The 24087-nt window shown below is 63.9% G+C and carries 23 protein-coding genes; 17 read left to right on the top strand and 6 right to left on the bottom strand.

The window, feature by feature from the left end; genetic code table 11:
• Position 1: 1 nt before the first annotated feature.
• On the top strand, positions 2-925 hold the full coding sequence (gene yddG / locus BGK68_RS23260) for an aromatic amino acid DMT transporter YddG (RefSeq protein ID WP_075259014.1): 924 nt from the start codon (positions 2-4) through the stop codon (positions 923-925).
• Here yddG and BGK68_RS23255 read toward each other — a convergent pair.
• On the bottom strand, positions 913-1464 hold the full coding sequence (locus BGK68_RS23255) for a hypothetical protein (RefSeq protein WP_075259967.1): 552 nt from the start codon (positions 1462-1464) through the stop codon (positions 913-915). The genes yddG and BGK68_RS23255 overlap by 13 nt on opposite strands.
• Positions 1465-1917: 453 nt before the next feature.
• On the opposite strand from BGK68_RS23255, the gene hemN reads away from it, so the two are divergent.
• The 11 genes from hemN to BGK68_RS23200 all read left to right on the top strand — a co-directional run bounded on the left by hemN (position 1918) and on the right by BGK68_RS23200 (position 12797).
• A complete protein-coding gene (gene hemN, locus BGK68_RS23250) occupies positions 1918-3369 on the top strand; it encodes an oxygen-independent coproporphyrinogen III oxidase (RefSeq protein WP_075259013.1) in 1452 nt (483 codons plus the stop codon).
• Positions 3370-3381: 12 nt separating this feature from the next.
• Positions 3382-4236, top strand: a complete 855-nt coding sequence (locus BGK68_RS23245; protein ID WP_075259012.1) for a sulfite exporter TauE/SafE family protein — start codon at positions 3382-3384, stop codon at positions 4234-4236.
• Positions 4237-4238: 2 nt separating this feature from the next.
• Positions 4239-6758 (top strand): heavy metal translocating P-type ATPase, encoded by a 2520-nt coding sequence (locus BGK68_RS23240; protein ID WP_075259011.1) that lies wholly within the window; start codon positions 4239-4241, stop codon positions 6756-6758.
• Positions 6758-6931: a cbb3-type cytochrome oxidase assembly protein CcoS gene (gene ccoS / locus BGK68_RS23235; protein ID WP_013235150.1), complete on the top strand. Its 174-nt coding sequence runs from the start codon at positions 6758-6760 to the stop codon at positions 6929-6931. Before BGK68_RS23240 ends, ccoS begins: the two co-directional genes overlap by 1 nt.
• 144 nt (positions 6932-7075) lie before the next feature.
• On the top strand, positions 7076-8503 hold the full coding sequence (gene ccoN / locus BGK68_RS23230; protein ID WP_075259010.1) for a cytochrome-c oxidase, cbb3-type subunit I: 1428 nt from the start codon (positions 7076-7078) through the stop codon (positions 8501-8503).
• A 13-nt stretch (positions 8504-8516) separates the two neighbouring features.
• A complete protein-coding gene (gene ccoO, locus BGK68_RS23225) occupies positions 8517-9131 on the top strand; it encodes a cytochrome-c oxidase, cbb3-type subunit II (RefSeq protein ID WP_013235148.1) in 615 nt (204 codons plus the stop codon).
• A gap of 4 nt (positions 9132-9135) precedes the next feature.
• Complete coding sequence (locus BGK68_RS23220; protein WP_041310998.1) at positions 9136-9330, top strand: cbb3-type cytochrome oxidase subunit 3; 195 nt, start codon at positions 9136-9138, stop codon at positions 9328-9330.
• Positions 9323-10255 (top strand): cytochrome-c oxidase, cbb3-type subunit III, encoded by a 933-nt coding sequence (gene ccoP / locus BGK68_RS23215; protein ID WP_075259009.1) that lies wholly within the window; start codon positions 9323-9325, stop codon positions 10253-10255. Before BGK68_RS23220 ends, ccoP begins: the two co-directional genes overlap by 8 nt.
• A 142-nt stretch (positions 10256-10397) precedes the next feature.
• Positions 10398-11870: a cytochrome c oxidase accessory protein CcoG gene (gene ccoG, locus BGK68_RS23210; protein ID WP_075259008.1), complete on the top strand. Its 1473-nt coding sequence runs from the start codon at positions 10398-10400 to the stop codon at positions 11868-11870.
• Between the two features lie 30 nt (positions 11871-11900).
• Positions 11901-12473 carry a FixH family protein gene (locus BGK68_RS23205; RefSeq protein WP_075259007.1) on the top strand — a complete coding sequence of 191 codons (573 nt, stop codon included), beginning with the start codon at positions 11901-11903 and terminating at the stop codon, positions 12471-12473.
• 72 nt (positions 12474-12545) lie between these two features.
• Complete coding sequence (locus BGK68_RS23200; RefSeq protein WP_075259006.1) at positions 12546-12797, top strand: hypothetical protein; 252 nt, start codon at positions 12546-12548, stop codon at positions 12795-12797.
• 56 nt (positions 12798-12853) lie between these two features.
• Here BGK68_RS23200 and fnr read toward each other — a convergent pair whose 3' ends face one another.
• From fnr to BGK68_RS23175, 4 genes are all read right to left on the bottom strand, one after another.
• A complete protein-coding gene (fnr, locus tag BGK68_RS23195; protein ID WP_075259005.1) occupies positions 12854-13690 on the bottom strand; it encodes a fumarate/nitrate reduction transcriptional regulator Fnr in 837 nt (278 codons plus the stop codon).
• A gap of 371 nt (positions 13691-14061) precedes the next feature.
• On the bottom strand, positions 14062-15132 hold the full coding sequence (locus tag BGK68_RS23185) for a fatty acid desaturase (RefSeq protein WP_075259966.1): 1071 nt from the start codon (positions 15130-15132) through the stop codon (positions 14062-14064).
• A gap of 262 nt (positions 15133-15394) precedes the next feature.
• Complete coding sequence (locus BGK68_RS23180) at positions 15395-16018, bottom strand: OmpW/AlkL family protein (RefSeq protein WP_075259003.1); 624 nt, start codon at positions 16016-16018, stop codon at positions 15395-15397.
• A gap of 188 nt (positions 16019-16206) precedes the next feature.
• On the bottom strand, positions 16207-17274 hold the full coding sequence (locus BGK68_RS23175; RefSeq protein ID WP_075259002.1) for a 1-aminocyclopropane-1-carboxylate deaminase: 1068 nt from the start codon (positions 17272-17274) through the stop codon (positions 16207-16209).
• 192 nt (positions 17275-17466) lie between these two features.
• Between BGK68_RS23175 and BGK68_RS23170 the strand changes: the two genes are divergently transcribed.
• On the top strand, positions 17467-17928 hold the full coding sequence (locus BGK68_RS23170; protein WP_013235138.1) for an Lrp/AsnC family transcriptional regulator: 462 nt from the start codon (positions 17467-17469) through the stop codon (positions 17926-17928).
• 104 nt (positions 17929-18032) lie between these two features.
• The gene (gene pip, locus BGK68_RS23165) at positions 18033-19013 is read left to right on the top strand and encodes a prolyl aminopeptidase (protein ID WP_075259001.1); all 981 of its coding nucleotides are present in this window, start codon (positions 18033-18035) and stop codon (positions 19011-19013) included.
• Between the two features lie 59 nt (positions 19014-19072).
• Here the strand turns inward: pip and BGK68_RS23160 are convergent, their stop codons facing one another.
• A complete protein-coding gene (locus BGK68_RS23160; RefSeq protein ID WP_075259000.1) occupies positions 19073-19597 on the bottom strand; it encodes a MarR family winged helix-turn-helix transcriptional regulator in 525 nt (174 codons plus the stop codon).
• A 147-nt stretch (positions 19598-19744) separates the two neighbouring features.
• Here BGK68_RS23160 and BGK68_RS23155 point away from each other — a divergent pair, with 147 nt between their 5' ends.
• Genes BGK68_RS23155 through BGK68_RS23145 form a run of 3 tightly spaced genes read left to right on the top strand, consistent with a single transcriptional unit; the run spans position 19745 to position 23975 of the window.
• Positions 19745-20935, top strand: a complete 1191-nt coding sequence (locus tag BGK68_RS23155; RefSeq protein ID WP_075258999.1) for an HlyD family secretion protein — start codon at positions 19745-19747, stop codon at positions 20933-20935.
• A complete protein-coding gene (locus BGK68_RS23150) occupies positions 20932-22500 on the top strand; it encodes an MDR family MFS transporter (protein ID WP_075258998.1) in 1569 nt (522 codons plus the stop codon). The genes BGK68_RS23155 and BGK68_RS23150 overlap by 4 nt, the downstream gene beginning before the upstream one ends.
• Entirely contained in the window at positions 22500-23975 is a 1476-nt protein-coding gene (locus BGK68_RS23145) for an efflux transporter outer membrane subunit (protein ID WP_075258997.1), read from the top strand. Before BGK68_RS23150 ends, BGK68_RS23145 begins: the two co-directional genes overlap by 1 nt.
• Positions 23976-24087: the final 112 nt, after the last annotated feature.

The raw sequence follows: 24087 nt of genomic DNA, 5'->3' as shown, positions 1-24087 counted from the left end.
CATGAACAGCAAGAAGGCAACCCTGGTCGGCCTGACCGCCGTGGTCCTCTGGAGCGCCATCGTCGGCCTGATCCGGGGCGTCAGCGAACACCTGGGCGCCACCGGCGGCGCGGCGGCGATCTATACGGTGGCCTCGGCGATCCTGCTGGTGACGGTGGGCATGCCCCGGCTGCGCAGCTTCCCGGGCCGCTATCTGTTCTGGGGCAGCGTGCTCTTCGTGAGCTATGAGCTGTGCCTGTCGCTGTCCATCGGCTATGCCAATACGGCGCGCCAGGCCATCGAGGTCGGCATGGTCAATTATCTGTGGCCGACCTTCACGCTGACTGCCGCCATCCTGTTCGGCAAGCAACGCGCCACGTGGCTGATGGCGCCGGGATTCGTCCTCTCCATGCTGGGTATCTGCTGGGTGCTGGGCGGTGACCAGGGGCTGGATGTGGCCGACATGCTGGAGAACATCCGCGACAATCCCTTGAGCTATGGCCTGGCCTTTGCGGGCGCGCTGATCTGGGCGGCCTACTGCACCGTCACCACCCGCATCGCTGCCGGCATGAATGGCGTGACGCCCTTCTTCATGATGGTGGCCGTGGTGCTGTGGCTCAAGGTGCTGGCCGGCGGCCATCTGGCCGAGCTCAGCATGAGCCTGCCGGCGCTGGTCTATCTGCTGCTGGCCGCAGCGGCCATGGGGCTGGGCTATGCGGCCTGGAATGTGGGTATCCTGCACGGCAATGTCACGGTGCTGGCGGGGGCATCCTATTTCATTCCGGTGTTTTCCTCGGCGCTGTCGGCGCTGCTCTTGCGCTCGCCCTTGCCAGGCTCGTTCTGGATCGGGGCCGGGCTGGTCTGCGCCGGCTCCATCCTGTGCTGGATAGCTACTCGCAAGGCGGCGCCGAGGCCTACCAGGGCCGATGCAGTTCAGAACCTGTAGCTCACGCCCACCCGCACCACCGGATAGAGATTGTAGCCATGCACCTTGTCATTGAGTTCTGCATTCTCGGCCGCCACGTCATTGGCCAGGCGCGCGCAGATCAACGCGGAGGCAGTACAACCCGAACTGCTCAGCGAGCTTGAGCCATTACCCTGGAACATCACGCCGGCATCGGCGGTAAAGCCCCAGCCCTGGTCGGGTGCGACCGCATTGCCGTAACCCACGCCCAGGTAGGGGGCGAACTTCTTGAAGTCGATGCGACCATCCACCTGCCCGGCCTGGGACGCCAGGTAGGTATTGCCGTTGAGGGTGTAGGTGCCGTTGTTCCTGGGGCGTCCGGTGGCGTCGATCTTGTTGCCGTTGTAGATCACGCCGGTCGAGAGGCGCAAGCCATTGGAAAACGGGAACCAGTCCAGCAGGGCGTCGAAGGTGCGCAGCTTGGCCTTGGCGTCATAATTGACGCTGTTGGTGCTGGAACTGAAGGAATAGTCGAAGTAGTTCACCCCGAAGCGGGCATTCCATTGCGGCGCCAGCGGCACGCTGAGGTGGACGCCCACCCCGGTCGTGCCCAGCTCGCCCGAGAGGCCAAGGCCGGCGGCGTGGACTGGCAAGGTGGTGATGGCCAGGGCGGCGCCGAGGCAGGGCAAGGTGGTGCGCAAAAAGCTCATGGTGATTCCCCCGTGGTCTTAACATTGATGATCTTGGGCTCATCTGCTTGCAACTCATCAGTAACGGCGATCAGTTTGCATGCAGGGCCGGTTCAGATCAGAGGCTAAGGAGTTGCCTGGGGGAAGTAAAGCGCGACAGGCGCAAAAAAGTAGCGGGATGCTGCATTCCTGCCACGTCCGGCCTTTTGATGCACATCAAGGTGTTTTTGCGGTGAGGTCGATATCCTGCAAGCTCCAGTTAATACCAGCTCGCCCGGTGGGCTCGCGGCCCAGCGCATGTGCGCGCCGCGTCAGTCCGGCGTGGCAGCCGGCCAGGAGCATCGCATGCAAGTCGCCCATCCGTCCACCCTGCAGTCTTCCGCCAGTCTCGCCGGCATGAACAAGAGCGTGCTGCGCAGAATGGACCAGCGTGGTCCGCGCTACACGTCCTATCCCACTGCAGACCGTTTCACCAGTGACTTTGCCGTCACCGACTACCTCCATGCGGTGTCCGACCGTCGCAGCATGAGCGCCTGGCGCGCCTTGTCGCTGTATCTGCACATTCCGTTCTGCGACACCATCTGCTATTACTGCGCCTGCAACAAGATCGTCACCAAGAACCGTGCCAAGGCCGCACTCTACCTGAGCTATCTCAAGCGCGAGATCAGCATGCAGGGCTCGCTTTTTTCGGGAATGAACCAGGTCGAGCAACTGCACTTCGGCGGCGGCACCCCGACCTACCTTTCGGATGAGCAGATGTCGGACCTGATGGACCACATCCGCCACTGCTTCACGCTCGCACCTGACCACGTCGGCGAATACTCCATCGAGATCGATCCCCGTACGGTGTCGGTGGAACGTGTCCACAAGCTGCGCCAGCAGGGCTTCAACCGCATCAGCCTGGGCGTGCAGGATTTCGATCCCGAGGTGCAGCTGGCCGTGAACCGTGTCCAGTCGGAAGAGCAGACGCTGGAGATCATCCGCGCCGCCCGCGATGCCGGTTTCCGCTCGGTCAGCATCGACTTGATCTATGGCTTGCCCAAGCAGAACGTGATGTCCATGTCGCGCACGCTGGCCAAGGTGATCGCCGCCAGCCCGGATCGCATCGCCGTCTACAACTATGCGCACATGCCGCAGCTGTTCAAGACCCAGCGCCAGATCAAGGAAGAAGACCTGCCCAGCGCCGACAGCAAGCTCGACATGCTCTCGCTGTGCATCCGCCAGCTGACCTCGGCGGGCTACGTCTATATCGGCATGGATCACTTCGCCAAGCCCACTGACGACCTGGCCATCGCCCAGCAGCAGGGGCGTCTGCACCGCAACTTCCAGGGATACTCCACCCATTCGGAGACCGACCTCGTGGCCTGCGGCGTATCGGCCATCAGCGCGGTGGGCGGCAGCTACAGCCAGAACGAAAAGACCCTCGACGACTACTACGCCCGCCTGGAAAATTCCACGCTGCCCATCGCCCGTGGCATCCAGCTGGGCATGGATGATGTCTTGCGCCGCCTGATCATTCAGCGCCTGATGTGCAATTTCGAGTTGTCGATCAACTCGCTGGAAATCGCCTATCCCATCGTCTTTCGCGAATACTTCGCCAACGAGATGGAAAAGCTGAAGCAGCTGGAAGAAGACGGCCTCATCAAGATCGAACCGGAGTGGATCACCGTCGAGCCCAAGGGGCGGCTGCTGATTCGCAACATCTGCATGGTCTTCGATCGCTACCTGAACCAGGAGCGCGAGAAGGCCGCCAGCCAGAACAAGGATGCCCCGCAGCGATATTCACAGACGGTCTGAGCGGGAGCGGGAGTGAATCTGCTGCCGATCTTCCTGGTAGGCCTGATGGGGAGCGTCCATTGCATAGGCATGTGTGGCGGCATCGTCGGCGCGCTCAGTTCGGCGGCGCCCGTTCGTCCGACGCCCGCGCCGGCTGCGCCCCTGCTGTCGGTGGCCGCGCCCGGTCGCAATGACGGCGCGCGCCTGCTGCGCATCATTCCCATTCATCCCGCAGGCGGCATCCAGGTCCAGGCCGTGGCCCAGGATCTGGGGCGCGTGCTCTGCTACAACCTGGGCCGCCTGTCCAGCTATGCGCTGGCCGGCGCATTGGCTGGCGGTATCGCAGCGGGTTTGCTGCGCGGCGCCGATGTGCTCGGCTGGCTGGCGCCGGCGCAGCGGGTGGCTTACCTGATCACCAATATCGTGCTGGTCCTGCTGGGTCTGTACCTGACCCAATGGTGGCCGGCGCTGGCGCGTCTGGAACAGTTGGGCAGCGCCTTGTGGGCGCGTGTACGCCCGCTGGCCGCGCGCCTGGTGCCGGTGGATACGCCGGCCAAGGCCCTGCTGCTGGGCAGCCTCTGGGGCTGGCTACCCTGCGGGATGGTCTACAGCGCCTTGTTGACGGCCTTGATGGCCGGCAGCGCCATGCAGGGGGCGTTGACCATGCTGGCCTTTGGCGCCGGCACCTTGCCGATGTTGCTGGCGGCCGGCCTGTCCGGTGCGCGCCTGCGCCAGCTGGCGCAGCGTCCGGCGGTGCGTCTGGCTGCCGGTGTGGTCGTGCTGGCTTTCGGAATAGTGGGTTTGCTGCGTGGCGCCGAGATCGGTGGCATGGGCATTGCACGCGGCTGGATCGATGTGTTCTGCATCAGTCCGGCGCATGGGGGATGACGATGAGCGGTGAAGGGAGCGGGGACGGGAGCGGCGAGGGGACACTGTGTTTCCATTGCGGCCAGCCGGTGCCGGCCGGGCAGGCGTGGACGCTGGAGATCGGCGGGGCGCGGCGTGAGCTGTGCTGTGTCGGTTGCCAGAGCGTGGCGCGACTGATCGTCGACAGCGGCTGCGCAGACTTCTACCTGCGCCGCACGGCGCCTTCGGCCCGGGTCGATCCCGAACAACTGCTTCCACCCGAACTGGCCTTGCTGGAGCAGCCGCAGCAGGCGCAGGATCAGCCTCATGCCGCCGACGCCAGCGCGGAGCTGGTCCTGTCCATCGATGGCTTGCGTTGCTCGGCCTGCGTCTGGCTGATCGAAAAATACCTGGTGCGCCTGCCCGGCATGCAGATGGCCGAGATGAACGTGGCCACCTCGCGGCTGCACCTGCGCCGCGATCCCGCCTTGTGTTCCACCGCCACCATCCTGCGCGGCCTGCGCGGGCTGGGTTATACCGCCTATCCCTTCGATCCCCTGCGCCAGGGTGAACAGGCGCGCCGTGCCTCGCGCCGCCTGTTCCGCCAGTTGTTCATCGCCGGCCTGTCGATGATGCAGGTGATGATGTATGCCGTGCCGGTCTACATGACCCATGAGGGCATCGATCCCGACATGATGTCGCTCATGCGCTGGGCCAGCCTGTTCCTGACCATTCCTGCCGTGTTCTATTCGGCCTTGCCGTTCTTCACCGGCGCCTGGGCCGGCCTGCGCGCCCGTGCACCGGGGATGGACTTGCCGGTGGCCATCGGCATCGCAGCAGCCTTCCTGGCCAGCGCCATCGCCACCTGGCGCGGCGAGGGTGAGATCTGGTTCGACAGTGTGAGCATGTTCATCTTCCTGCTGCTGGGCAGTCGCTACCTGGAGGCGGCCGCGCGCCGCAAATCCGCCTCGGCACTGGAGCGCATGCAGCAGGCCTTCCCGGCCTCGGCGCTGCTGGCGCCAGGCTATCCGCAGCAGCGCGAGACCACCCTGGTGGCCGCAGCGCAATTGCGCGAGGGGGATGTGATCCTGGCGCGTCCAGGCGATACCATCGCGGCCGACGCCTGCCTGCTGGAGGGTGTGGGCGAGTTCGACCTGGCCCTGCTCTCGGGCGAAAGCCGTCCCCAGTCTTTCCAGATCGGCCAGGAAGCGCCCGGCGGCGCAGTCAACCTGAGCCAGCCGGTGTTCCTGCGGGTGGTGCGCGCCACCGGCGAAAGCACGCTGGCCGCGTTGACCCGGCTGGCCGAGCAGGCCGGACAGGGCAAGCCGGCGCTGGCCCAGTGGGCCGACATCGTCGCCTCGCGCTTCGTGGTGGCGCTGCTGCTGCTGGCCGGGGCTACTTTCCTGGCCTGGCAATTGATCGATCCGACGCGTGCCTGGTCCACCGCCATCGCGGTGCTGGTGGTGTCTTGCCCCTGCGCCTTGTCGCTGGCGACACCCTCGGCATTGGCGGCTGCCACCGATCGTCTGTTGCGGACCGGTACGCTGGTAGTGCGGGGCAATGTGCTGGAAACCCTGCAACGCGCCGACACCATCGTCTTCGACAAGACCGGCACGCTTACCCAGGGACGTCCGCAGCTGACCGCCTTGTGGTCGGATGTGGACTGCCAGCGATCGCTGGCGATCGCCACTGCCATGGAGCGCGGCAGCCTGCATCCGCTGGCCAAGGCGCTGGTGGAGGAGGGCGCGCGCCGGCAGGTGGACGCCCTCGAGGTGGAACAACTGACTTCGGTGACGGGGGCGGGCATGCAGGGCATGATCGAGGGTGACCTCTATCGCATCGGCTCGCGCAGTTTTGTCGCTGGGCTGGCGGGCACTGTATTGCCGCCGGTCCTGTTGCAGTCGGCTGCCAGCGGGGCGGGCAGCGTCTATCTGGGTAGCAGCGACGGTTGGCTGGCGCGCTTCGACCTGGCCGATGCCTTGCGCACGGATGCGGTCGCGACCGTGGCGGCTTTCCGCGCACTGGGCCTGCGCACCATCCTGCTCAGCGGCGACCAGCCGGAGGTCTGTACCGAGGTGGCCGCCGCAGCCGGCATCAGCGAGGTGCAGGCAGCCTGCACGCCACAGGGCAAGCTGGACTATGTGCGCAATCTGCAGCGGGATGGGGCGGTGGTGGCCATCGTTGGCGATGGCATCAACGACGCGGCCATGCTGCGCGCCGGCGATGTCTCCTTCGCCATGGGCAAGGGCGCGGCGCTGGCGCAGGTCAGTGCCGATGCCGTCATCATGAGTGACCGCCTGCAGGCCGTGGCCGATTGCGCGGCGATGGCGCAGCGGACCATGCAGATCGTGCGCCAGAACCTGGTGTGGGCTGCGACCTACAACTTCCTGGCCATTCCGGCGGCAGCCTTCGGCCTGCTCGATCCCTGGATGTCGGCGGTGGGCATGTCGCTCAGTTCGCTGCTGGTGGTGGGCAATGCACTACGCCTGAGTCGCCGGCAGGCGCGCTCTGCTGCAGAAGCACAGCCGGCGGCGGTGCGCCCGGCGCTGGCGGGAGCGGCCTGATGGAAGCGCTCTATCTCCTCATTCCCCTGAGCACCCTGCTGGTCTTCCTGGCGATCTGGGTGTTCTTCCGCGCCTCCGACAGCGGGCAGTTCGATGACCTCGAAGGGCCTGCCATGCGCATCCTCCACGACGACGATGCCGCCGTCCCGCAGGAGCCGTCCGGCGGCGCGTGATTGTGTGCGCTGCGGTTGACGCAGACCATTGTTTCCCCGTCTTTGTTCCCGCGCTTCTCCCCATTTTGATACACGTCAAGGCTGCCGGAAGCTGCGCCCCGTAAGCTCGCATTGACCAGTACTCAACATAGTGGGGAGAGTTTCGTGAGCAAAGAAAATAGCTACAACTACACGGTTGTGCGCCAATTCACCGTGGCGACCATCCTGTGGGGCGTAGTCGGTATGTTGGTCGGCGTGATCATCGCCGCCCAACTGGCATGGCCTGAACTGAACATGGGGATACCCTGGCTGAGCTTCGGCCGGCTGCGGCCCCTGCATACCAACGCGGTGATCTTCGCCTTCGGCGGCTGTGCGCTGATGGCCACCTCGTATTACGTCGTCCAGCGCACCTGCCAGGTGCGCCTGTTTTCCGACTTCCTGGCCGCCTTCACCTTCTGGGGTTGGCAGCTGGTGATCGTCGGCGCCGCCATCTCGTTGCCGCTGGGTCTGACCCGGGGCAAGGAATACGCCGAACTGGAATGGCCCCTGACCATCCTGATCGCCGTCGTCTGGGTGGCCTACGCAGTGGTGTTCTTCGGCACCCTGATCAAGCGCAAGGTGCAGCATATCTATGTGGCCAACTGGTTCTACGGCGCCTTCATCATCGCCGTGGCCATCCTGCACATCGTCAACGGTATGACCATGCCGGCTACGCTGACCAAGTCCTACTCCATGTACAGCGGCGCGCAGGATGCGATGATCCAGTGGTGGTACGGCCACAACGCCGTGGGCTTCTTCCTGACCGCTGGCTTCCTGGGCATGATGTACTACTTCATTCCCAAGCAGGTCAATCGTCCGGTGTATTCCTACCGCCTGTCGATCGTGCACTTCTGGGCGCTGATCTTCACCTACATGTGGGCCGGCCCGCACCATCTGCACTACACCGCACTGCCTGACTGGACCCAGTCGCTGGGCATGGTGTTCTCGCTGATCCTGCTGGCACCGTCCTGGGGCGGCATGATCAACGGCATGATGACCCTGTCGGGCGCCTGGCACCAGTTGCGCACCGACCCCATCCTGAAGTTCCTGGTGGTGTCGCTGTCCTTCTACGGCATGTCCACCTTCGAAGGTCCGATGATGGCCATCAAGACCGTCAACGCCTTGTCCCACTACACCGACTGGACCATCGGTCACGTCCACTCGGGCGCTCTGGGCTGGGTCGGCTTCGTCACCATGGGGGCGATGTACTACCTGATTCCGCGTCTGTCGGGCAAGACCCAGATGTGGAGCAAGGATCTGATCGAAATCCACTTCTGGGTCGCTACCATCGGCATCGTGCTCTACATCGCCGCGATGTGGATCGCCGGTGTGATGCAAGGCCTGATGTGGCGCGCGGTCAATGCCGACGGCACCCTGACCTACACCTTCGTGGAAAGCGTCAAGGCAACCTATCCGTACTACGTGATCCGTCTGATGGGCGGCCTGATGTACCTGTCCGGCATGCTGGTGATGGCCTACAACACCTGGCGCACCATGCGCGGCACCGAACTGGCTGTCGCACCGATTCCTGCCGTGACCAACGCTGCGCACTGATTTGGGGGAAATGATGAAGTTTTCGCATGAATGGATCGAGAAGAACCCCTGGCTGCTGATCGGCCTGGTGCTGCTGGTGGTGAGCATCGGTGGCCTGGCCGAGATCGTGCCGCTGTTCTTCCAGAAATCGACGACCGAGCCCATCGCTGGCCTGAAGCCCTATTCGGCCCTGCGCCTGGCTGGCCGCGACGTGTACATCCGCGAGGGCTGCTACAACTGCCACTCGCAGATGATCCGCCCGCTGCGCGCCGAGACCGAGCGCTATGGCCACTATTCCGTGGCCGGCGAGTCGGTCTATGACCACCCCTTCCAGTGGGGCTCCAAGCGCACCGGTCCTGACCTGGCCCGGGTGGGTACCCGCTACAGCGACGAATGGCATCGCGCCCACCTGCACAATCCGCGCGACGTGGTGCCCGAGTCCAACATGCCGGCCTACCCGTGGCTGGAGCAAGCCAAGCTGGACAACTACGACATCGTCTCGCGCATGAAGGCCTTGAAGCGCATCGGCGACCCGTACACCGAAGAAGACATCAAGAATGCCCCGGCCGAGCTGGTCGGCAAGACCGAGCAGGATGCGCTGATCGCCTACCTGCAAGGCCTGGGCGTGCTGATCAAGGCGGAGAGATAAGACCATGATTGAAATGATTACCGATCCACGCAGCCTGATCACGCTGATCAGCTTCATCACCTTTGCCGGCATCCTGTGGTGGACCTACATCGGCCACAAGCCCGCTGACTTCAAGCAAGCCGAGATGATTCCCTTCGCCGATGGCGACATCGGCCAGCCGGCCCAGGAAGGCGTTGACAAGGAGGTGCGCCATGGCTGATTTCACCAATGGTTTCTGGAATATCTGGATCATCGTGCTGACCGTGCTGGGTATCGCCGGCTGCACGCTGCTGCTGTGGCAGCAATCGAACTGGAAGGTCAAGAAGGGCGAGGAAAAGGCCGCTGGTTCCACCACCGGCCACGTCTGGGACGAAGACCTGAGCGAACTGAACAACCCACTGCCGCGCTGGTGGATGTGGCTGTTCTACCTGACCATCTTCTTCTCGATCGGCTACCTGGTGGCCTATCCGGGCCTGGGCAACCTGCCCGGCACCCTGGGCTGGCGCTCCACCGGCGAGCACGATGCCGACGTGAAGGCTGCTGAAGCCAAGTATGGTCCGCTGTTCAACCACTATCTCAAGCAAGACCTGAAGGTGGTGGCTGGTGATTCCCAGGCCCACGCCATCGGCGAACGCCTGTTCCTGACCTACTGCGCCCAGTGCCATGGTTCGGATGCCCGCGGCAACAAGGGCTTCCCCAACCTGACCGACAACGACTGGCTGCATGGCGGTACCCCTGAAATCATCAAGGAAACCATCATGAAGGGCCGCCACGGCGTCATGCCGCCGATGGCCGCAGCCGTGGGCACCGACAAGGATGTCGACAACGTCGCCAACTACGTGCTGAGCCTGTCCAATTCGACTCATGACCCGATCAAGGCGGAACTGGGCAAGTCCAAGTTCGCTGCCTGCATGGCCTGCCACGGGCCGGGCGGAGTGGGTAACCAGGCCCTGGGTGCGCCCAACCTGTCGGACAAGATCTGGCTGTATGGCGGCAGCATCGACACCATCAAGGAAACCATCAACAAGGGCCGCGACAACACCATGCCGGCGTTTGGCGAGTTCCTCGGTGAACCCAAGGTGCATGTGCTGGCCGCCTATGTGTGGAGTCTTTCCAACAAGCCCAGCAACGCCGCAGCCAAGTAAGACCTCATGCCGCGCATGAGGTGCTAGTTCCGCCGCCGGGGCCGACGCTGACACAGATCGGCGCGGTCCCGGCGCAGTAGGTAACGCGCTCCCTCGACAAGATCAGGAGCGCACAGAGAGTGAAGGCAGATCAGGCAAGACCATGGAAAAAGCCGTGATGAAACCCAGGCAGGACAAGGAAGGGGACCCGCCACCCGAAACCGGTGACAGCAAGACAGGCAAGGACGAATATGCCGTCATCCGCATGTATGCGGCGCGCGAGCAGATCTACCCGCGCGAGATCCAGGGACGTTTCGCCAGCCTGCGCTGGCTTTGTGTCTTTCTGACGCAGCTGGTGTTCTACGGACTGCCGTGGATCAACTGGAATGAGCGTCAGGCCGTGCTGTTCGACCTGGCTTCCCGCAAATTCTATCTGTTCGGCCTGGTGCTCTGGCCGCAGGACTTCATCTGGCTGGCGGCGCTGCTGATCATCTGCGCCTTCAGCCTGTTCTTGTTTACGGCCGTGGCTGGCCGCGTCTGGTGCGGCTATTCCTGTCCGCAGACGGTCTATACCGAAATCTTCATGTGGATAGAGCGCCGCATCGAAGGCAACCGCAGCGCCCGCATGCGCCTGGACCGCCAACCCTGGTCGTTCGACAAGCTCTGGCGCAAGTCGGCCAAGCACCTGGCCTGGGGGGCGCTGGCCTTGTGGACCGGCATCAGCTTCGTCGGCTATTTCTCGCCCATCCGCGACCTGCTGCCCGAGATCAGCGGCTTTGCGCTGGGTCCGTGGGAGAGCTTCTGGATTCTCTTCTACGGCTTTGCCACCTATGGCAATGCGGGCTGGATGCGCGAGCAGGTCTGCAAGTACATGTGTCCGTACGCCCGCTTCCAGAGCGCCATGTTCGACCGCGATTCGCTCATCATCACCTATGACGTGGCCCGTGGCGAACCCCGCATGCCCGCCGCCAAGGCGGCCAAGCTGGACACCGGCGCCCGCGCTGGCGATTGCATCGACTGCACGATGTGCGTGCAGGTCTGCCCCACCGGTATCGATATCCGTCAGGGCCTGCAATACATGTGCATCGGTTGCGCCGCCTGTGTGGACGCCTGCGACAGCGTGATGGACAAGATCAAGCGGCCGCGTGGCCTGATCCGCTACTCCACCGAGAATGCGGTCGAGCAGGGCTTCTCCACGGCGGAGATCCGGCGTCGTCTGGTGCGCCCCCGCATCCTGATCTACGGCGCCATCCTGGGGACGGTGATTGCCCTGTTCGCCGGTTCGCTGTGGGTGCGCACTCCGCTGAAGCTGGACGTGATCCGTGACCGTGGTTCGATGGGGCGCGAAGTCGAAGAGGGCATCATCGAAAACGTCTATCGCCTGCAGATCATCAACACCGATGAACGCGGCCACCGTTACCTCATTCGCGCCAAGGGCCTGGCCGGACTGAGTGTGGATCCGGCGGCTCCCATCGAGGTCGCGGCTACGCAGACGGTCTCGGTGCCGGTGCGCGTGCGCGCGCCGCACGGTGCGGGCGAAGTCGGCTCCAACAAGATCCGCATTGAACTGGAGGCTGAAGACCAGCCTGCGCTCAATGTCAGCGAAAAAGCGGTGTTCCTGGTGCCCCGGCGCTGATCGGACCCGATCTCACCTAAAGAGGAAATCATGCAGACCATGTCTCCCAAGTTCGCCAGCACTGCCAACGCCGTTCCCTGGTATCGTCATCGCTGGCCCTGGCTCTTAATGGCCGGTCCGGCCGTGGTGGTGGTGGCGGGCGTCTTCACCGCCTGGCTGGCCATCTCGCGCGCCGACGCGCTGGTGGCCGACGACTACTACAAGCAGGGCAAGGCCATCAACAAGGACTTGCGCCGCGATCACGAGGCCCAGCGGCTGGGCGCGGCCATCGGCATCGCCTATGACCCGGCGGCCGGCGTGCTGCGTGGTCGCCTGCAACTGCGCCAGCCGGCCCCGCAGGCGCAGGCCCAGCTTGCCGATCAGGCAAGCCGGACACTGATCCTGAACCTGGTGCACCCGACCCAGCCGTCCAAGGACCGTACGCTGCAGGTGCAGCCGGCTGCCGATGGCAGTTTCTCGGTCCCGCTGGTGGAAATGGAACAGGCCCGCTGGCGTCTGGTGGCCGAAGACGGCAGCCATGTGTGGCGCCTGCACGGCACCTGGGCGTGGCCGCAACAGCGCAGCATGGAAATGAACGCCGAGGCCTACGCACCGGCTGAATAATGCGCTAAGCTGAAGCAACTAGCCGACGCAAAGATCGGCAGTCTACGGAAGAAATAACTGAAGGAGACAGCCATGCGCAAACAGCAACGCAACATCGCCATCGTGATCTGGGTGGCTTTCCTGATGGCCATCGCGGCCGAGGGAGTATTCTTTTCCATCTTCAACCCGGACGACCTGGCCATGGCGGCCGGGCATGAGTGGGAGGCGCTGGGCGCCTACACGGTCGGGTTCTTCTGTTTCTGGGTGAGTTTTGCGGTCTGCGGCCTGCTGGCCGTCAGGCTGACGCAGACCTTGCCCAAGGAACGTCTGCGTCACTTCGCTTAGCGGCCAATAGCTGTTGACTGCTGGCCCGCTGATCCGCTGGCCGATGAGGCCGGCCCTCAGGTGGTGCTGCGGGTCGGCGTCGCGGCGCAGGCTTCCGCGCCTGCAGCCAGGCGTTTCAATGCGGCCAGGTCGACCACTTCTACATCACGTTGCTCCACGGCCAGCAAGCCCTGCTTGCGGAACTTGGAGATCAGCCGGCTGATGCTTTCAATGGTCAGGCCGAGGTAATTGCCCACGTCCTGACGCGTCATGCGCAGCTGGAAGCGCGTGGAGGAATAGCCGCGTGCGGCGTAGCGTGAAGACAGGTTCACCAGGAAGGCGGCAAAACGTTGTTCTGCGCGCATGTTCCCCAGCAGCATGATGACGTTCTGTTCGCTGGTGATCTCGTGGCTCATGATGCGATGGAAGTGGCGCAGCAGATGGGGAATCTGGCCGAACAACTGTTCCAGGCGGGCGAAGGGGATCTCGCAGACTTCGCTGTCCTGCAGGGCCACGGCGTCGCACTGGTGCTGCTCGGTGCTGATCGCATCCATGCCCAGCAGTTCGCCAGGCATCTGGAAGCCGGTGATCTGGCGGTCGCCGTCCAGGTTTTCCTGATAGGTCTTGAAGTGGCCTACGCGCACCGCATAGAGCGCCGTGAAGCGGTCGCCGATGCGATAGAGGAAATCGTCGCGGGCGACCTTGCGGCGACCGATGATCTTGTCCAGGCGCTTCATGTCGGACTCATCCAGACCCATGGGCAGGCACAGCTGGTGCATGCCGCAGGCAGTGCAGCTGCGCAGCGCCGAGCTGGCGGCAGCCTCACGGGCCGCGGTCAGCGACGAGCAGTGGGTCAGGGGGGTAGCGGCGTTAGCCGGCGTGGTGATCGGAGTGGAGTGGCAAGACTGGTTCATACGATGTTCCCGGCGGACATGTGGCAATCGAATGACTCGATTTTAAGTGCGCGGAACAATATAGGAAGCACAGTATTCCCGAATCAGACGGTATTTCTTGTCGCAGATCAAACATGTCGGAACTAAATGGCTGGCAACGACAATGAAGGCAGGGGGAACGCCAATTTGATGCGGGAAATCCCACACAAATTCGATGCAAGCGGGCAAAAGACGCGCGGTAATGAGGTAGGGGAAGCGGCCTTGATGGGGGAAAGTGGGCGGTATCGCGGGGTTACCGGGGACCCGCGATTGCCCTTCCATGCGACCGTCTTGTTATTGAAACTTCCGTGGCGGTAAAACTTCAGTGCTGAGGACGCTCGTCCTCAGCGGAGTCATGCTTCGGCCATGTTCTTGTTCATTTCCGGCAGCGGCAGGGGCTGGCTGGTGGGACGGCCACGGTAGTCAGTCCAGCACAGTCGCTTGAAGTCGTACAGCTTGCAGCGACGGGCGGTATCGAAATACCAGCGCCAGGAAAAACGCTGGATGACGATGCGACCGGGCAGCATGGTTTCCAGCTTCTTCTGCGCCTGCTTCAGGCGATACAGCGGCACGCTCATGTCAACGTGATGCGCGGTATGTTCCATGATGTGATGCAGCAGCGCACCCCAGAAACGGCCAAAGGTCAGGTGCACGGTGGTGGAGACGAAGGGCTGGGCAGCGGCCCAGGTGACCTTGTCGTCGTACCAGGCGACCGAGGTATGGGTGTGGTGGACATACACCACGAAGCCGATCATGGCCTTCCAGAACAGCAGGGGAATGACAAAGCCGGTCACCAGCAGGGTCCAGAACGATTGCCCGGTGGACTGCGCGGCCCAGGCCAGGCCGCCGACCCAGACAGCGGCCACGGCCGTCACCAGTGCGCCATCCCACATGAATTCGGCGCGGCGGGTGGGCATCTGCTTCTTCGAGGGGAAATACATGCGCTTCCACCACATGTCGATCATGTAGTACAGACCGGGACCGAAGCCGCTGCGATAGATGCGCTCCAGGCGCTGACGCCAGCGCGGCAGGGCGTTGAACTCTTCGAGCGAACGCGGTTGCCAGACGAAGTCGAAACCCTTCAGGTTGGTATAGCCGTGGTGCACCACGTTGTGACCGACGGCCCACAGGCTGTAAGGGGTCAGCGAAGGCATGAACAGCAGGCGGCCCAGCCAGGTGTTGAGCTTGCGGTTGGGTGTGAAGGCCTGGTGGCAGGCGTCGTGGCCGAGAATGAACAGGCGGCCGATGATGAAGCCATTGACCACGCCCAGCGCGATCTTGGCCAAGAGCCAGGGCGCCCAGACAATGGCGGCCAGGCTGGCGCCGAACAGCGCGAAATCGATGGCCGAGAGCAGCAGCGCGATGGCGGTGCTGCGCTTGCTCAGGGGGATCACCCAGGATCGGATCACCTTGCGGTGGGGCATCGGTGCACCCGGGGTGACCGGCAGGTTGTGGGATTGCGAAGTCGTCGACATCGTGGTTACCTCTTCGTACAGTGAAACGGTGGACAGGGGAGCATGCCGCATGAGACTGCTCCTGCTAACGCTGCAAATGGCGGATGGCGTTTGCAAGGATGGCCGGCTGTCGGCGTGTCGCCGATGGCGGACGTTAGCGTGCTTCCCAAAAAACAACGCGACCGGTCATCATGGATGACGGATCGCGCCGTTTGGGTGCGGCAAGAATACCTTAGAAACGGTAACCCACGCCAACGCCGATGAGCCACGGATCGATCTTCACGCTGGAGATCTTGGTGCCGGCGGCAGTCTTCACGTCGCTGGAGATCTGCACTTTCTTGATGTCGAAGTTGATCAGCCAGTTCTTGTTGATCTTGTAGTCCGCACCGATCTGCAGGGCGCCGCCGAAGCTGCTGTTGTCCAGTTGCAGACCGCCCGAGATGTTCACGCTGGAGATGCGGGTGTAGTTGATACCGGCGCCGACGTAGGGGCTGAAGGCCGAGTCAGGCATGAAGTGGTATTGCACCAGCAGGCTGGGCGGCAGGTGCTTGAAGGTACCGATCTTGGAACCGTTCAGGCGCACGTCCTGTTCTTGCGGATAGGTCAGCACCAGTTCAGCGGCGATGTTCTTGGTGAAGAAGTAGCTGATGTCGACTTCGGGAATGGTCTTCGAGTTGATCGTGATCAGATCCGAAGCGCCCTGGCCGTTGATAGGGTCGGACTTGTTTTCCGGGCTCAGGTTGACGGCGCGCACGCGCACCAGCCACGGGCTCTGGGCCTCCTGGGCGAAGACCGGGGCAGCGAAGGAGGAAGCGAAAGCCGCAGCGGCGGCAGCGATAGTGACGATTTTTTTCACGGTTTTTACCTGTCGAGTGAGGATGTGCGAAAGGTACGCGTGAACGGGCTGTCCGGCTTTGATGCCGATCAAGCGCGGCCATGGCTGCACCCTGATGAGGCAAAAGCTGAACGGCCCGGAGCTGCGATGGCAGGTCCGGGCCGTTGTGCTGCAGGGGCTGGCAGTTGTGCTGCGCAGTCGCGCTGGCCTTATTCCTTGTAGCGCGCTTCCCGTGCCAGCTTGGTCAGGTTCTCCGGATCTTCAAACGCCTTGTAGTAGGCGTTGAGCGCCGGTGCGCCGCCGAGGTGCGCATACAACACGCGCTGGCCCTTGAAGTGTCCCTTCTTGGCCATGTCGATCAGGCCGTCGATGGATTTTCCTTCATAGACCGGATCGGTCAGCATGGCTTCCATCTCGGCTGCGGTGCGGATGGCGGCGATGGTCTGCTCGCTGGGCAGGCCATAGGCCGGGCCGCTGTAGTCGGGGATGATCTCGATGTCGGCATCGCGCACGATGACGCGCTTGCCACCCTTGGCGGCGATCAGTTCGCTGGTGTCATTGGCGATCTTGGTGACGGCGCGGCGGGTCATGGCTTCGTCGTCGGCGGTGTCGATGCCGATGACGCGGCGACGTTTTTCCTGGGCGGCAAAGCCCACCACCATGCCGGCCTGGGTGGAACCGGTGCAGGTGGCCACGACGATGTTGTCGAAGAAGACGCCCAACTGCTCTTCCTGCATCGCCACTTCATCGGCGAAGTTGGCATAGCCCAGGCCGCCCAGCGGGTGGTCGGAAGCGCCAGCCGGGATCGCATAGGGCTTGCCGCCCTTGGCGCGCACTTCTTCCAGGGCGCGGGCCCAGGTGTCTTTTTCGGTGGTGGAATAACCATAGCCGCCCATGATGGGGTTGCCGCCCATGATGCGGGTCAGCAGGATGTTGCCGACCTTGTCGTAGACCGGGTCATCCCATTCCAGCCAGGTTTCCTGCACGGTATAGGACTTCATGCCCACGGCCGCGGCCGCGGCGCAGACCTGGCGCGTGTGGTTGGACTGGATGTTGCCGATCGAGACCAGGGTGTCGCAGCCCTTGGCCAGGGCGTCGGCCACCAGCCATTCCAGCTTGCGGATCTTGTTGCCGCCAAAGGCCAGGCCCGAGGACACGTCATCACGCTTGGCCCAGACTTCCACGCCCAGCATGGCGGAGAGACGTTCCAGCTTGTGGATGGGGGAGGGGAAGAAGCCCAGCGTCTTGCGCGGGAAGAGTTTATCGAGTGCCAGCATGGGTTGCTCCGGTTCAGGTGGATTCAGGTCAGGGTTGAAGTCCGATTCACATCGAATCGACGGGATCAACTTTACGCCTGAGCGACAAAATGGTGCTTCCGAATTTATGGCATTATCGGGTTCATAAAGTTGATGAAAAATGATTCGTCGAAATATTGATTCGATAAAATAATTTAAAACGGAATAATCATCATGTCACTAGATCGCATGGACAAGCGCATCCTCAAGGCGCTGCAGAAGGATGGCCGCATCGGCAATGCCGAGCTGGCCAAGAAGCTGGGCATGAGCGCCACGGCCTGCTGGAACCACACCAAGCGCCTCATGGAAGAGGGCTATGTGAAGGAAGTGCGCGCCATCCTTGATCCCGAAAAACTGGGGCTGCCGGTGCTGGTGACGGTGGGCGTGGTGCTGGACCGCTCCACGCCGGAGAGCTTTGCCGAATTCGAAAAAGCCGTGCGCGACATTGCCGCCGTCCAGGAGTGTCTGCTGCTGGCGGGGGAATTCGATTACTGGATCAAGCTGCGCGTGAAGGACCTGCAGGCCTTCAACCGGTTGCACGCCAATACGCTGCTGCGCCTGCCGGGCGTGCGCCAGTTGCGTTCCTTCTTCGTCCTCAATGAAGTGAAGAACAATCCGGAGCTGGTGGTGGAATAGAAATGAAATGAAGGAGATGCAGATGAGCAGGATGAGGAGAAAATGAAGAATCCTCAGCGACGCTCTATACTTTCCTCTTTGTCCGTCTCTTCAAGGATTTGCTGATGACCTCCACCGCTACCACGACTGCCGCCACAACGCTGCGTACCTTCTATCCTCCCATCGAGCCCTACGACCATGGCTTGCTGGACGTGGGCGAGGGCCATCGCGTCTACTGGGAAGTGTGCGGCAATCCCAAGGGCAAGCCGGTGGTGTTCCTGCATGGTGGTCCGGGAGGGGGCTGCGGTCCTTCGCATCGCCGCCTGTTCAATCCCGAGAAATACCGCATCGTGCTGTTTGACCAGCGTGGTTGCGGCCGCTCGCAGCCGCACGCGAATCTGGAAGCCAACACCACCTGGGACCTGGTGGCCGATATCGAACGCCTGCGCGAGATGCTGGGCATCGAACGCTGGCAGGTCTTCGGCGGTTCCTGGGGCAGCACGCTGGCGCTGGCCTATGCGCAGACGCATCCGCAGCGCGTCACCGAGCTGATCCTGCGCGGCATCTTCCTGTTGCGCCAGGCTGAGCTGGATTGGTACTACCAGGAAGGCGCATCCTGGATGGCGCCGGATCGCTGGGATGAATTCGTCGCCCCCATTCCCGTGGCCGAGCGCGGCAACCTGGTGCATGCCTATCGCCAGCGGCTGACCGGCGATGACGAGGCCGCCAAGCTGCAGGCCGCGCGCGCCTGGAGCCGCTGGGAAGCCAGCACCATCACATTGGTGGCCGATGAGCGGCTGATCGATTCCTTCAACGATGCACAATTCGCGCTGGCCTTTGCCCGCATCGAGAACCACTACTTCTTCCACAAAGGCTTCATGGAGGAGGGGCAATTGCTGGCCAACGCCTCGCGGCTGGAAGGCATTCCCGGCGTGATCGTGCAAGGCCGCTACGATCTGGCCACACCGGCCAAGTCGGCCTGGGATCTGCATCAGGCATGGCCGGGGTCGCAACTGCACCTCATCGACAGTGCGGGGCATGCCTACAACGAGCCGGGGATTCTGAACCAGTTGATTGCGGCAACGGATCGCTTTGCCGATCAATGACGGGCTTGCACTGATTGTGTCCTGACGCTCCCCTGGCGGGAGCGTTTTTTTCTGCCGTTTCAGCCTTTCTTGCGATCGCCTTTGGCCGGCGCCTCGTCCGTTGTAGCAAGCGTCGCAGACGGGGTCGAGGAGTACACCTCCTCCAGTTCCGCCAGCCTATGGTTGAGCTTGCCCAGGACGGTGGTGAGGGTGGCGATCTCTTCTGCGTTCAACGCTGCGAACAGTCCACCGATGAAGGTCTTCTTTACCGGCTCGGATGCCCGCAGCACTTCTCTGCCCGCCGCTGTCAAAGCGATGTACTTGACCCGGCGGTCGCTGGAGTCGCTACTGCGCTGGACCAGTCCATCACGTTCAAGCGCATCAACCGCTTCGGTGATGGTGCGCGGCGCAAAGCCGAAGGCCGTCGCCAGGTCGGCAGCGCGCACGGGGCTGTTGCGCTCGATGTGGCCAAGCATCTTGTTGCGCGCCAGCGAGGCGCCTTCGGCGGCCATGAGCTTGTCCAGCGTACGGTGCGAGCGCACGTAGAAGTCGCGCAACGCTTCTGCGGCAGTGCTGCCGTATTCGTTTGTAAAGTCTGTAGACATAATTTTTCCGGATACCATATCATATGGTACCTCATTAATTTCCCCGTTAGCTCGGGCGACGCCATGTACCAACCCGGTGTCGCCGCCGTATCGATCCAGTTTGACTCCGTTTGAAGCCCCCCGCGCCCCGATATTAGGATAAAAAAGATGACCGACGCCACACCCAGCAATGCAGAAGCCAATCCGCCGCCGGATTCCTCCCCCGCCGGCAACGACAAGAATGCCGCCCCTAAGAAACGCATGAGCCCGCGCGCCCGCTTCATCCTGCGCGCGCTGGGCTTGCTGGTGCTGGTCATCGTGGCGGCCTGGGTGCTGTACTACCAGTTCCGCGGCAAGTATCTGGAAAGCACCAACGATGCCTTCGTCCAGGCAGACAGCGTGACGGTTTCCTCCAAGGTCACCGGCTATGTCGACCAGGTGCTGGTGGCCGACAACCAGATCGTCAAGGCGGGCCAGCCGCTGGTACGCATCGATGCCCGCGATTATTCGGCGCAGGCCGCCCAGGCCAAGGCCCAGATCGACGCCGCCGCCGCCAGCGAAGAAGCCGCCAACGCCCAACTGGCCGAACAGCAGGCTGCCATTGCCCAGGCCAAGGCGCAACTGGCCGCTGCCGACGAGGATGCCCGCTTTGCCACGGCCGAGGTGGAGCGCTACGCGCCCCTGGCCGCCTCCGGCGCCGAGACCCGCGAACGCCTGACCACCCTGCGCAACCAGCAGGCCCAGGCGCGCAGCACGGTGGCCGCCCGCCGCGCCGCGCTTGACGCCGCCCAGCTGCGGGTGCGCTCGCTGCAGGCCCAGGTGCGCCAGGCGCAGGCCCAGGGTGAGACGGCCAAGGCCCAGTACGACGCTGCCAGCGTCAACCTCGGCTATACCGAGATCCGCGCCAGCGTCGATGGCCGCATCGGCGACAAGCAGGTGCGCGTCGGCCAGTTCGTCTCCCCCGGTACGCGCATGATGACCGTGGTGCCGACCCGCTTCTACGTCTCGGCCAACTTCAAGGAAACCCAGATCGGTATCATGCGCATCGGCCAGCCTGCCATCATCAAGGTCGATGCCTTGCCGGGCGTGGAATTTCACGGCCATGTGGAAAGTCTCTCGCCGGGTACCGGCGCGCAGTTCTCGCTGCTGCCGCCGCAGAACGCCACCGGCAACTTCACCAAGATCGTCCAGCGCGTGCCGGTGCGCGTGGCCATCGACGCCACCCCCGAGGAAACCCGCGCTTTCGTCGCCGGCTTGTCGGTGACGGTGGAGGTCAACACCATCGCCGCCAAGGACGAGTTGCGCGACCTGCGCGAGCGCAGCAGTGAGACCAACGCCACCCGCAAGGAGCCGCAGTGAGCAGCGCTCCCGCCAAGCCCTTGGCCGCTGCCGGGGCCAACGGCGAGAAAGCCGACGCCGCCGCCTGGCTGGCGGTAGCAGCCGGCACGCTGGGCGCATTGATGGCCACGCTGGACATCTCCATCGTCAATTCTTCGCTACCCACCATCCAGGGCGAGATCGGCGCCTCCGGCACCGAAGGCACCTGGATCGCCACCGCCTACCTGTTGGCCGAGATCGTCATCATCCCCATGTCGGCCTGGCTGGAGCGGCTGCTGGGCCTGCGCGTGCTGCTGCTGACCGCCGCCAGCCTGTTCACCTTGTTCTCGGTGCTGTGCGGCCTGTCGACCACGCTGCCGATGATGATCGTGGGCCGGGTCGGGCAGGGCTTTACCGGCGGTGCGCTGATCCCCACTGCCATGACCATCATCGCCACCCGCCTGCCGCGCTCCCAGCAGCCGGTCGGCAACGCCATGTTCGGCGCGACCGCCATTCTTGGCCCGGTGCTGGGGCCGGTGATGGGCGGCTGGCTGACCGAGAACGTCAGCTGGCATTACGCCTTCTTCATCAACCTGCCAGTGGGCGCGGCCCTTATCACCTTGCTGCTGGTGGCCATTCCCTATGAGCGGCCCAAGTTCGAGCAACTGGCCGAGGCCGACTGGTTCGGCATCGCCGGCCTGGCGCTGGGGCTGGGTGGACTGACGGTGGTGCTGGAAGAGGGCGAGCGCGAGCAGTGGTTCTCTTCGCCCGACATCCGCTGGCTGGCCGCCACGTCCGTGCTGGGATTCATCCTGCTGGCCATCGGCCAGGTGCGGGCGCGTCATCCGGTGATCCAGCTGCGCCTGTTGCGTGACCGCCAGTTCGGCTCGGTGGTGATGATGGCCATGATCGTCGGTGTGGCGCTGTATGGCACGGCCTACGTGATCCCGCAGTTCCTCTCCGGCATCGCCGGCTACAACTCGCTGCAATCGGGCTGGATCGTGCTGCTTTCCGGCGTGCCGATGATCTTGATGATGCCCTTCACGCCCTTGCTGATGCGGCTGGTGGACATCCGCATTGCCGTTGGTACCGGCTTCCTGCTGCTGGCCACCTCGGCCTTCCTCGAGACCGACCTGAGCCCGCTGTCCTATGGCGGCTCCTTCGTGGCCTCGCAGCTGATGCGCGGGGTGGGGACGGTGCTGGCCATGCTGTTCCTGAACCAGGCGGCGATCCGTTCGGTGCCGCCCTCGCAGGCGGGCGACGCCTCCGGCCTCTACAGCGCCGCGCGCAATCTCGGCGGCTCGCTGGCGCTGGCCGCCATCGCCGTGATCCAGGACCAGCGCCTGTGGCTGCACAGCCGCCGCCTGGAAGAAAGCCTCAACGCCAATTCCGACCTAGTGCAGTCCAGCATCGCCGCGCAAGGCCATCTGCTGGGCGGCCAGGATGTGGCCATCCAGCTCATGGGCGCGACCATCCAGTCGCAGGCGCTGACCATGACCTATGCCGACCTGTTCTGGATGCTGGGCGTGGCCATTCTCTGCGTGACTCCGCTGGTGCTGTTCCTGCGCCCCTTGCCGACCAATGCCGCACCGGTGGCTTCTCATTGATGATCAACATGGACAAGACCTCTTCTTCCTTCCCGGCCGCGCGCCTGATCGCCCTGGCGGCGGCCGCGCTGCTGGCTGGCTGCGCCCTCGGCCCCGACTACGCCGGCCCACCCGAGGCTGCGCCGCAAGCCGCGCACAGCGGCCAGTTCCTCCGTGGCGGCGACAGCGCCAATACCGCCGCGCCGATCAACCAATGGTGGCAAGGCCTGGGCGATGCCGAGCTGACCAGCCTCATCGAGCGCGCCTTGCAGGCCAATCCCAATCTGGGCATCGCCCGCGCCCGCCTGCAGCAATCGCGCGCCGGGCTGGCGCTGGAGCAGGCCAACGCCGCGCCCAGCGTGGGCGCCTCGGCGCTGGCCGGGCACGCGCGCCTGCCACCAGCCAACCTCGGTGCGCTGACTGGCGGCTCCAGCTCCGGCAATGGCTCGCCGACCAGCGTCAATCTCTACAGCGTGGGCTTTGACGCCAGCTGGGAGATCGATCTCTTCGGCGCCCGTCGCCGCGCCGTGCAGGCCGCCACGGCCACCGCCGATGCGGCGCAAGCCTCGCTAGCCGACGTGCAGGTGAGCCTGGCCGCTGAAGTCGCCAACGCCTACATCAGCCTGCGTGATCGCCAGCAGCGCCTGGCGCTGGGCCTGCAAGCGGTACAGGCGCAGGAGCAGATGCTGCAACTGACCGGCCAGCGCGTCGAACGCGGCACGGCGTCTTCGCTGGACCAGTTGCGCGTCCAGAACCAGCTCGACGCCAGCCGCGCCGACCTGGTGCCTTTGCAGGCCGAGCGCGATGCCTACCTCAACCAGCTAGCCACGCTGCTGGGGCAGGAGCCCGGCACGCTGGATGGCGAACTGGCTGCGACCGCCCCGGTACCGCTGCCGCCGCCGCAGGTCGCCGTCGGTGATCCGGTATCGTTGCTGCGCCGCCGTCCCGATGTGCGCGCCGCCGAACGCACGCTGGCCGCCGATACCGCCAAGATCGGGCAGGCCGAGGCCGCGCGCTATCCCAGCCTGAAGCTCTTTGGTGTGATTGGTTTGGGCGGGACGCATCCTTCGGACCTGACGCGCCTGGATGATTTTGCTGCGCTGGGCGCGCCCATGCTGAGCTGGAATTTCCTCGACTTCGGTCGCGCCAAGGCGCGTGTCACGCAAGCCGAACGGGTACGCGACGAGGCCGAGATGAAGTATCGCCAGTCCGTGCTGGAAGCCCTGCGCGACGCCGAGGATGCACTTTCGCGCTTCCGCTATGGCCGCGTGAGCGTGGCCACCATCGCCCGCACCAAGGTGTCCGCCGACCGCGCGCTGGCGCTGGCGCGGCAACGCTACCAGGCGGGTACCGGCACGCTGATCGAAGTGCTCGACACCACGCGCCAGCAGATCACCGCGCAGCAGAACCTGTTGCAGGCCGAGGCCAATCTGACCCGCAGCTTCGTGGGCATCCAGAAGGCGCTGGGACTGGGGTGGTCTGACGAGCAGGGCTGAGTCCGCCTTTGATGACTCTTACGCCGGCAGCGCCTTGGTGCGCTGCCGGCGTTTTTCATGCGCCTTCAGACAATTGAATTCGTCTCGTGGCTTTACCGCCATTCCGGCTTTT

The sequence above is a fragment of the Herbaspirillum camelliae genome (genome assembly GCF_001929405.1).
GTDB lineage: Bacteria > Pseudomonadota > Gammaproteobacteria > Burkholderiales > Burkholderiaceae_D > Herbaspirillum > Herbaspirillum seropedicae.
The sequence above is the reverse complement of the archived record's forward strand: the minus strand, read 5'-3'. Positions and strand labels throughout refer to the sequence as shown.

Excerpts from the sequence above, each read along its gene's own strand:
- yddG (WP_075259014.1), top strand. The coding sequence starts at position 2 with ATGAACAGCAAGAAGGCAACCCTGGTCGGCCTGACCGCCGTGGTCCTC.
- hemN (WP_075259013.1), top strand. The coding sequence starts at position 1,918 with ATGCAAGTCGCCCATCCGTCCACCCTGCAGTCTTCCGCCAGTCTCGCC.
- BGK68_RS23240 (WP_075259011.1), top strand. The coding sequence starts at position 4,239 with ATGAGCGGTGAAGGGAGCGGGGACGGGAGCGGCGAGGGGACACTGTGT.
- ccoS (WP_013235150.1), top strand. The coding sequence starts at position 6,758 with ATGGAAGCGCTCTATCTCCTCATTCCCCTGAGCACCCTGCTGGTCTTC.
- ccoO (WP_013235148.1), top strand. The coding sequence starts at position 8,517 with ATGAAGTTTTCGCATGAATGGATCGAGAAGAACCCCTGGCTGCTGATC.
- BGK68_RS23220 (WP_041310998.1), top strand. The coding sequence starts at position 9,136 with ATGATTGAAATGATTACCGATCCACGCAGCCTGATCACGCTGATCAGC.
- ccoP (WP_075259009.1), top strand. The coding sequence starts at position 9,323 with ATGGCTGATTTCACCAATGGTTTCTGGAATATCTGGATCATCGTGCTG.
- ccoG (WP_075259008.1), top strand. The coding sequence starts at position 10,398 with ATGGAAAAAGCCGTGATGAAACCCAGGCAGGACAAGGAAGGGGACCCG.
- BGK68_RS23205 (WP_075259007.1), top strand. The coding sequence starts at position 11,901 with ATGCAGACCATGTCTCCCAAGTTCGCCAGCACTGCCAACGCCGTTCCC.
- BGK68_RS23200 (WP_075259006.1), top strand. The coding sequence starts at position 12,546 with ATGCGCAAACAGCAACGCAACATCGCCATCGTGATCTGGGTGGCTTTC.
- fnr (WP_075259005.1), bottom strand. The coding sequence starts at position 13,690 with ATGAACCAGTCTTGCCACTCCACTCCGATCACCACGCCGGCTAACGCC.
- BGK68_RS23185 (WP_075259966.1), bottom strand. The coding sequence starts at position 15,132 with ATGCCCCACCGCAAGGTGATCCGATCCTGGGTGATCCCCCTGAGCAAG.
- BGK68_RS23175 (WP_075259002.1), bottom strand. The coding sequence starts at position 17,274 with ATGCTGGCACTCGATAAACTCTTCCCGCGCAAGACGCTGGGCTTCTTC.
- BGK68_RS23170 (WP_013235138.1), top strand. The coding sequence starts at position 17,467 with ATGTCACTAGATCGCATGGACAAGCGCATCCTCAAGGCGCTGCAGAAG.
- pip (WP_075259001.1), top strand. The coding sequence starts at position 18,033 with ATGACCTCCACCGCTACCACGACTGCCGCCACAACGCTGCGTACCTTC.
- BGK68_RS23160 (WP_075259000.1), bottom strand. The coding sequence starts at position 19,597 with ATGTCTACAGACTTTACAAACGAATACGGCAGCACTGCCGCAGAAGCG.
- BGK68_RS23155 (WP_075258999.1), top strand. The coding sequence starts at position 19,745 with ATGACCGACGCCACACCCAGCAATGCAGAAGCCAATCCGCCGCCGGAT.
- BGK68_RS23145 (WP_075258997.1), top strand. The coding sequence starts at position 22,500 with ATGATCAACATGGACAAGACCTCTTCTTCCTTCCCGGCCGCGCGCCTG.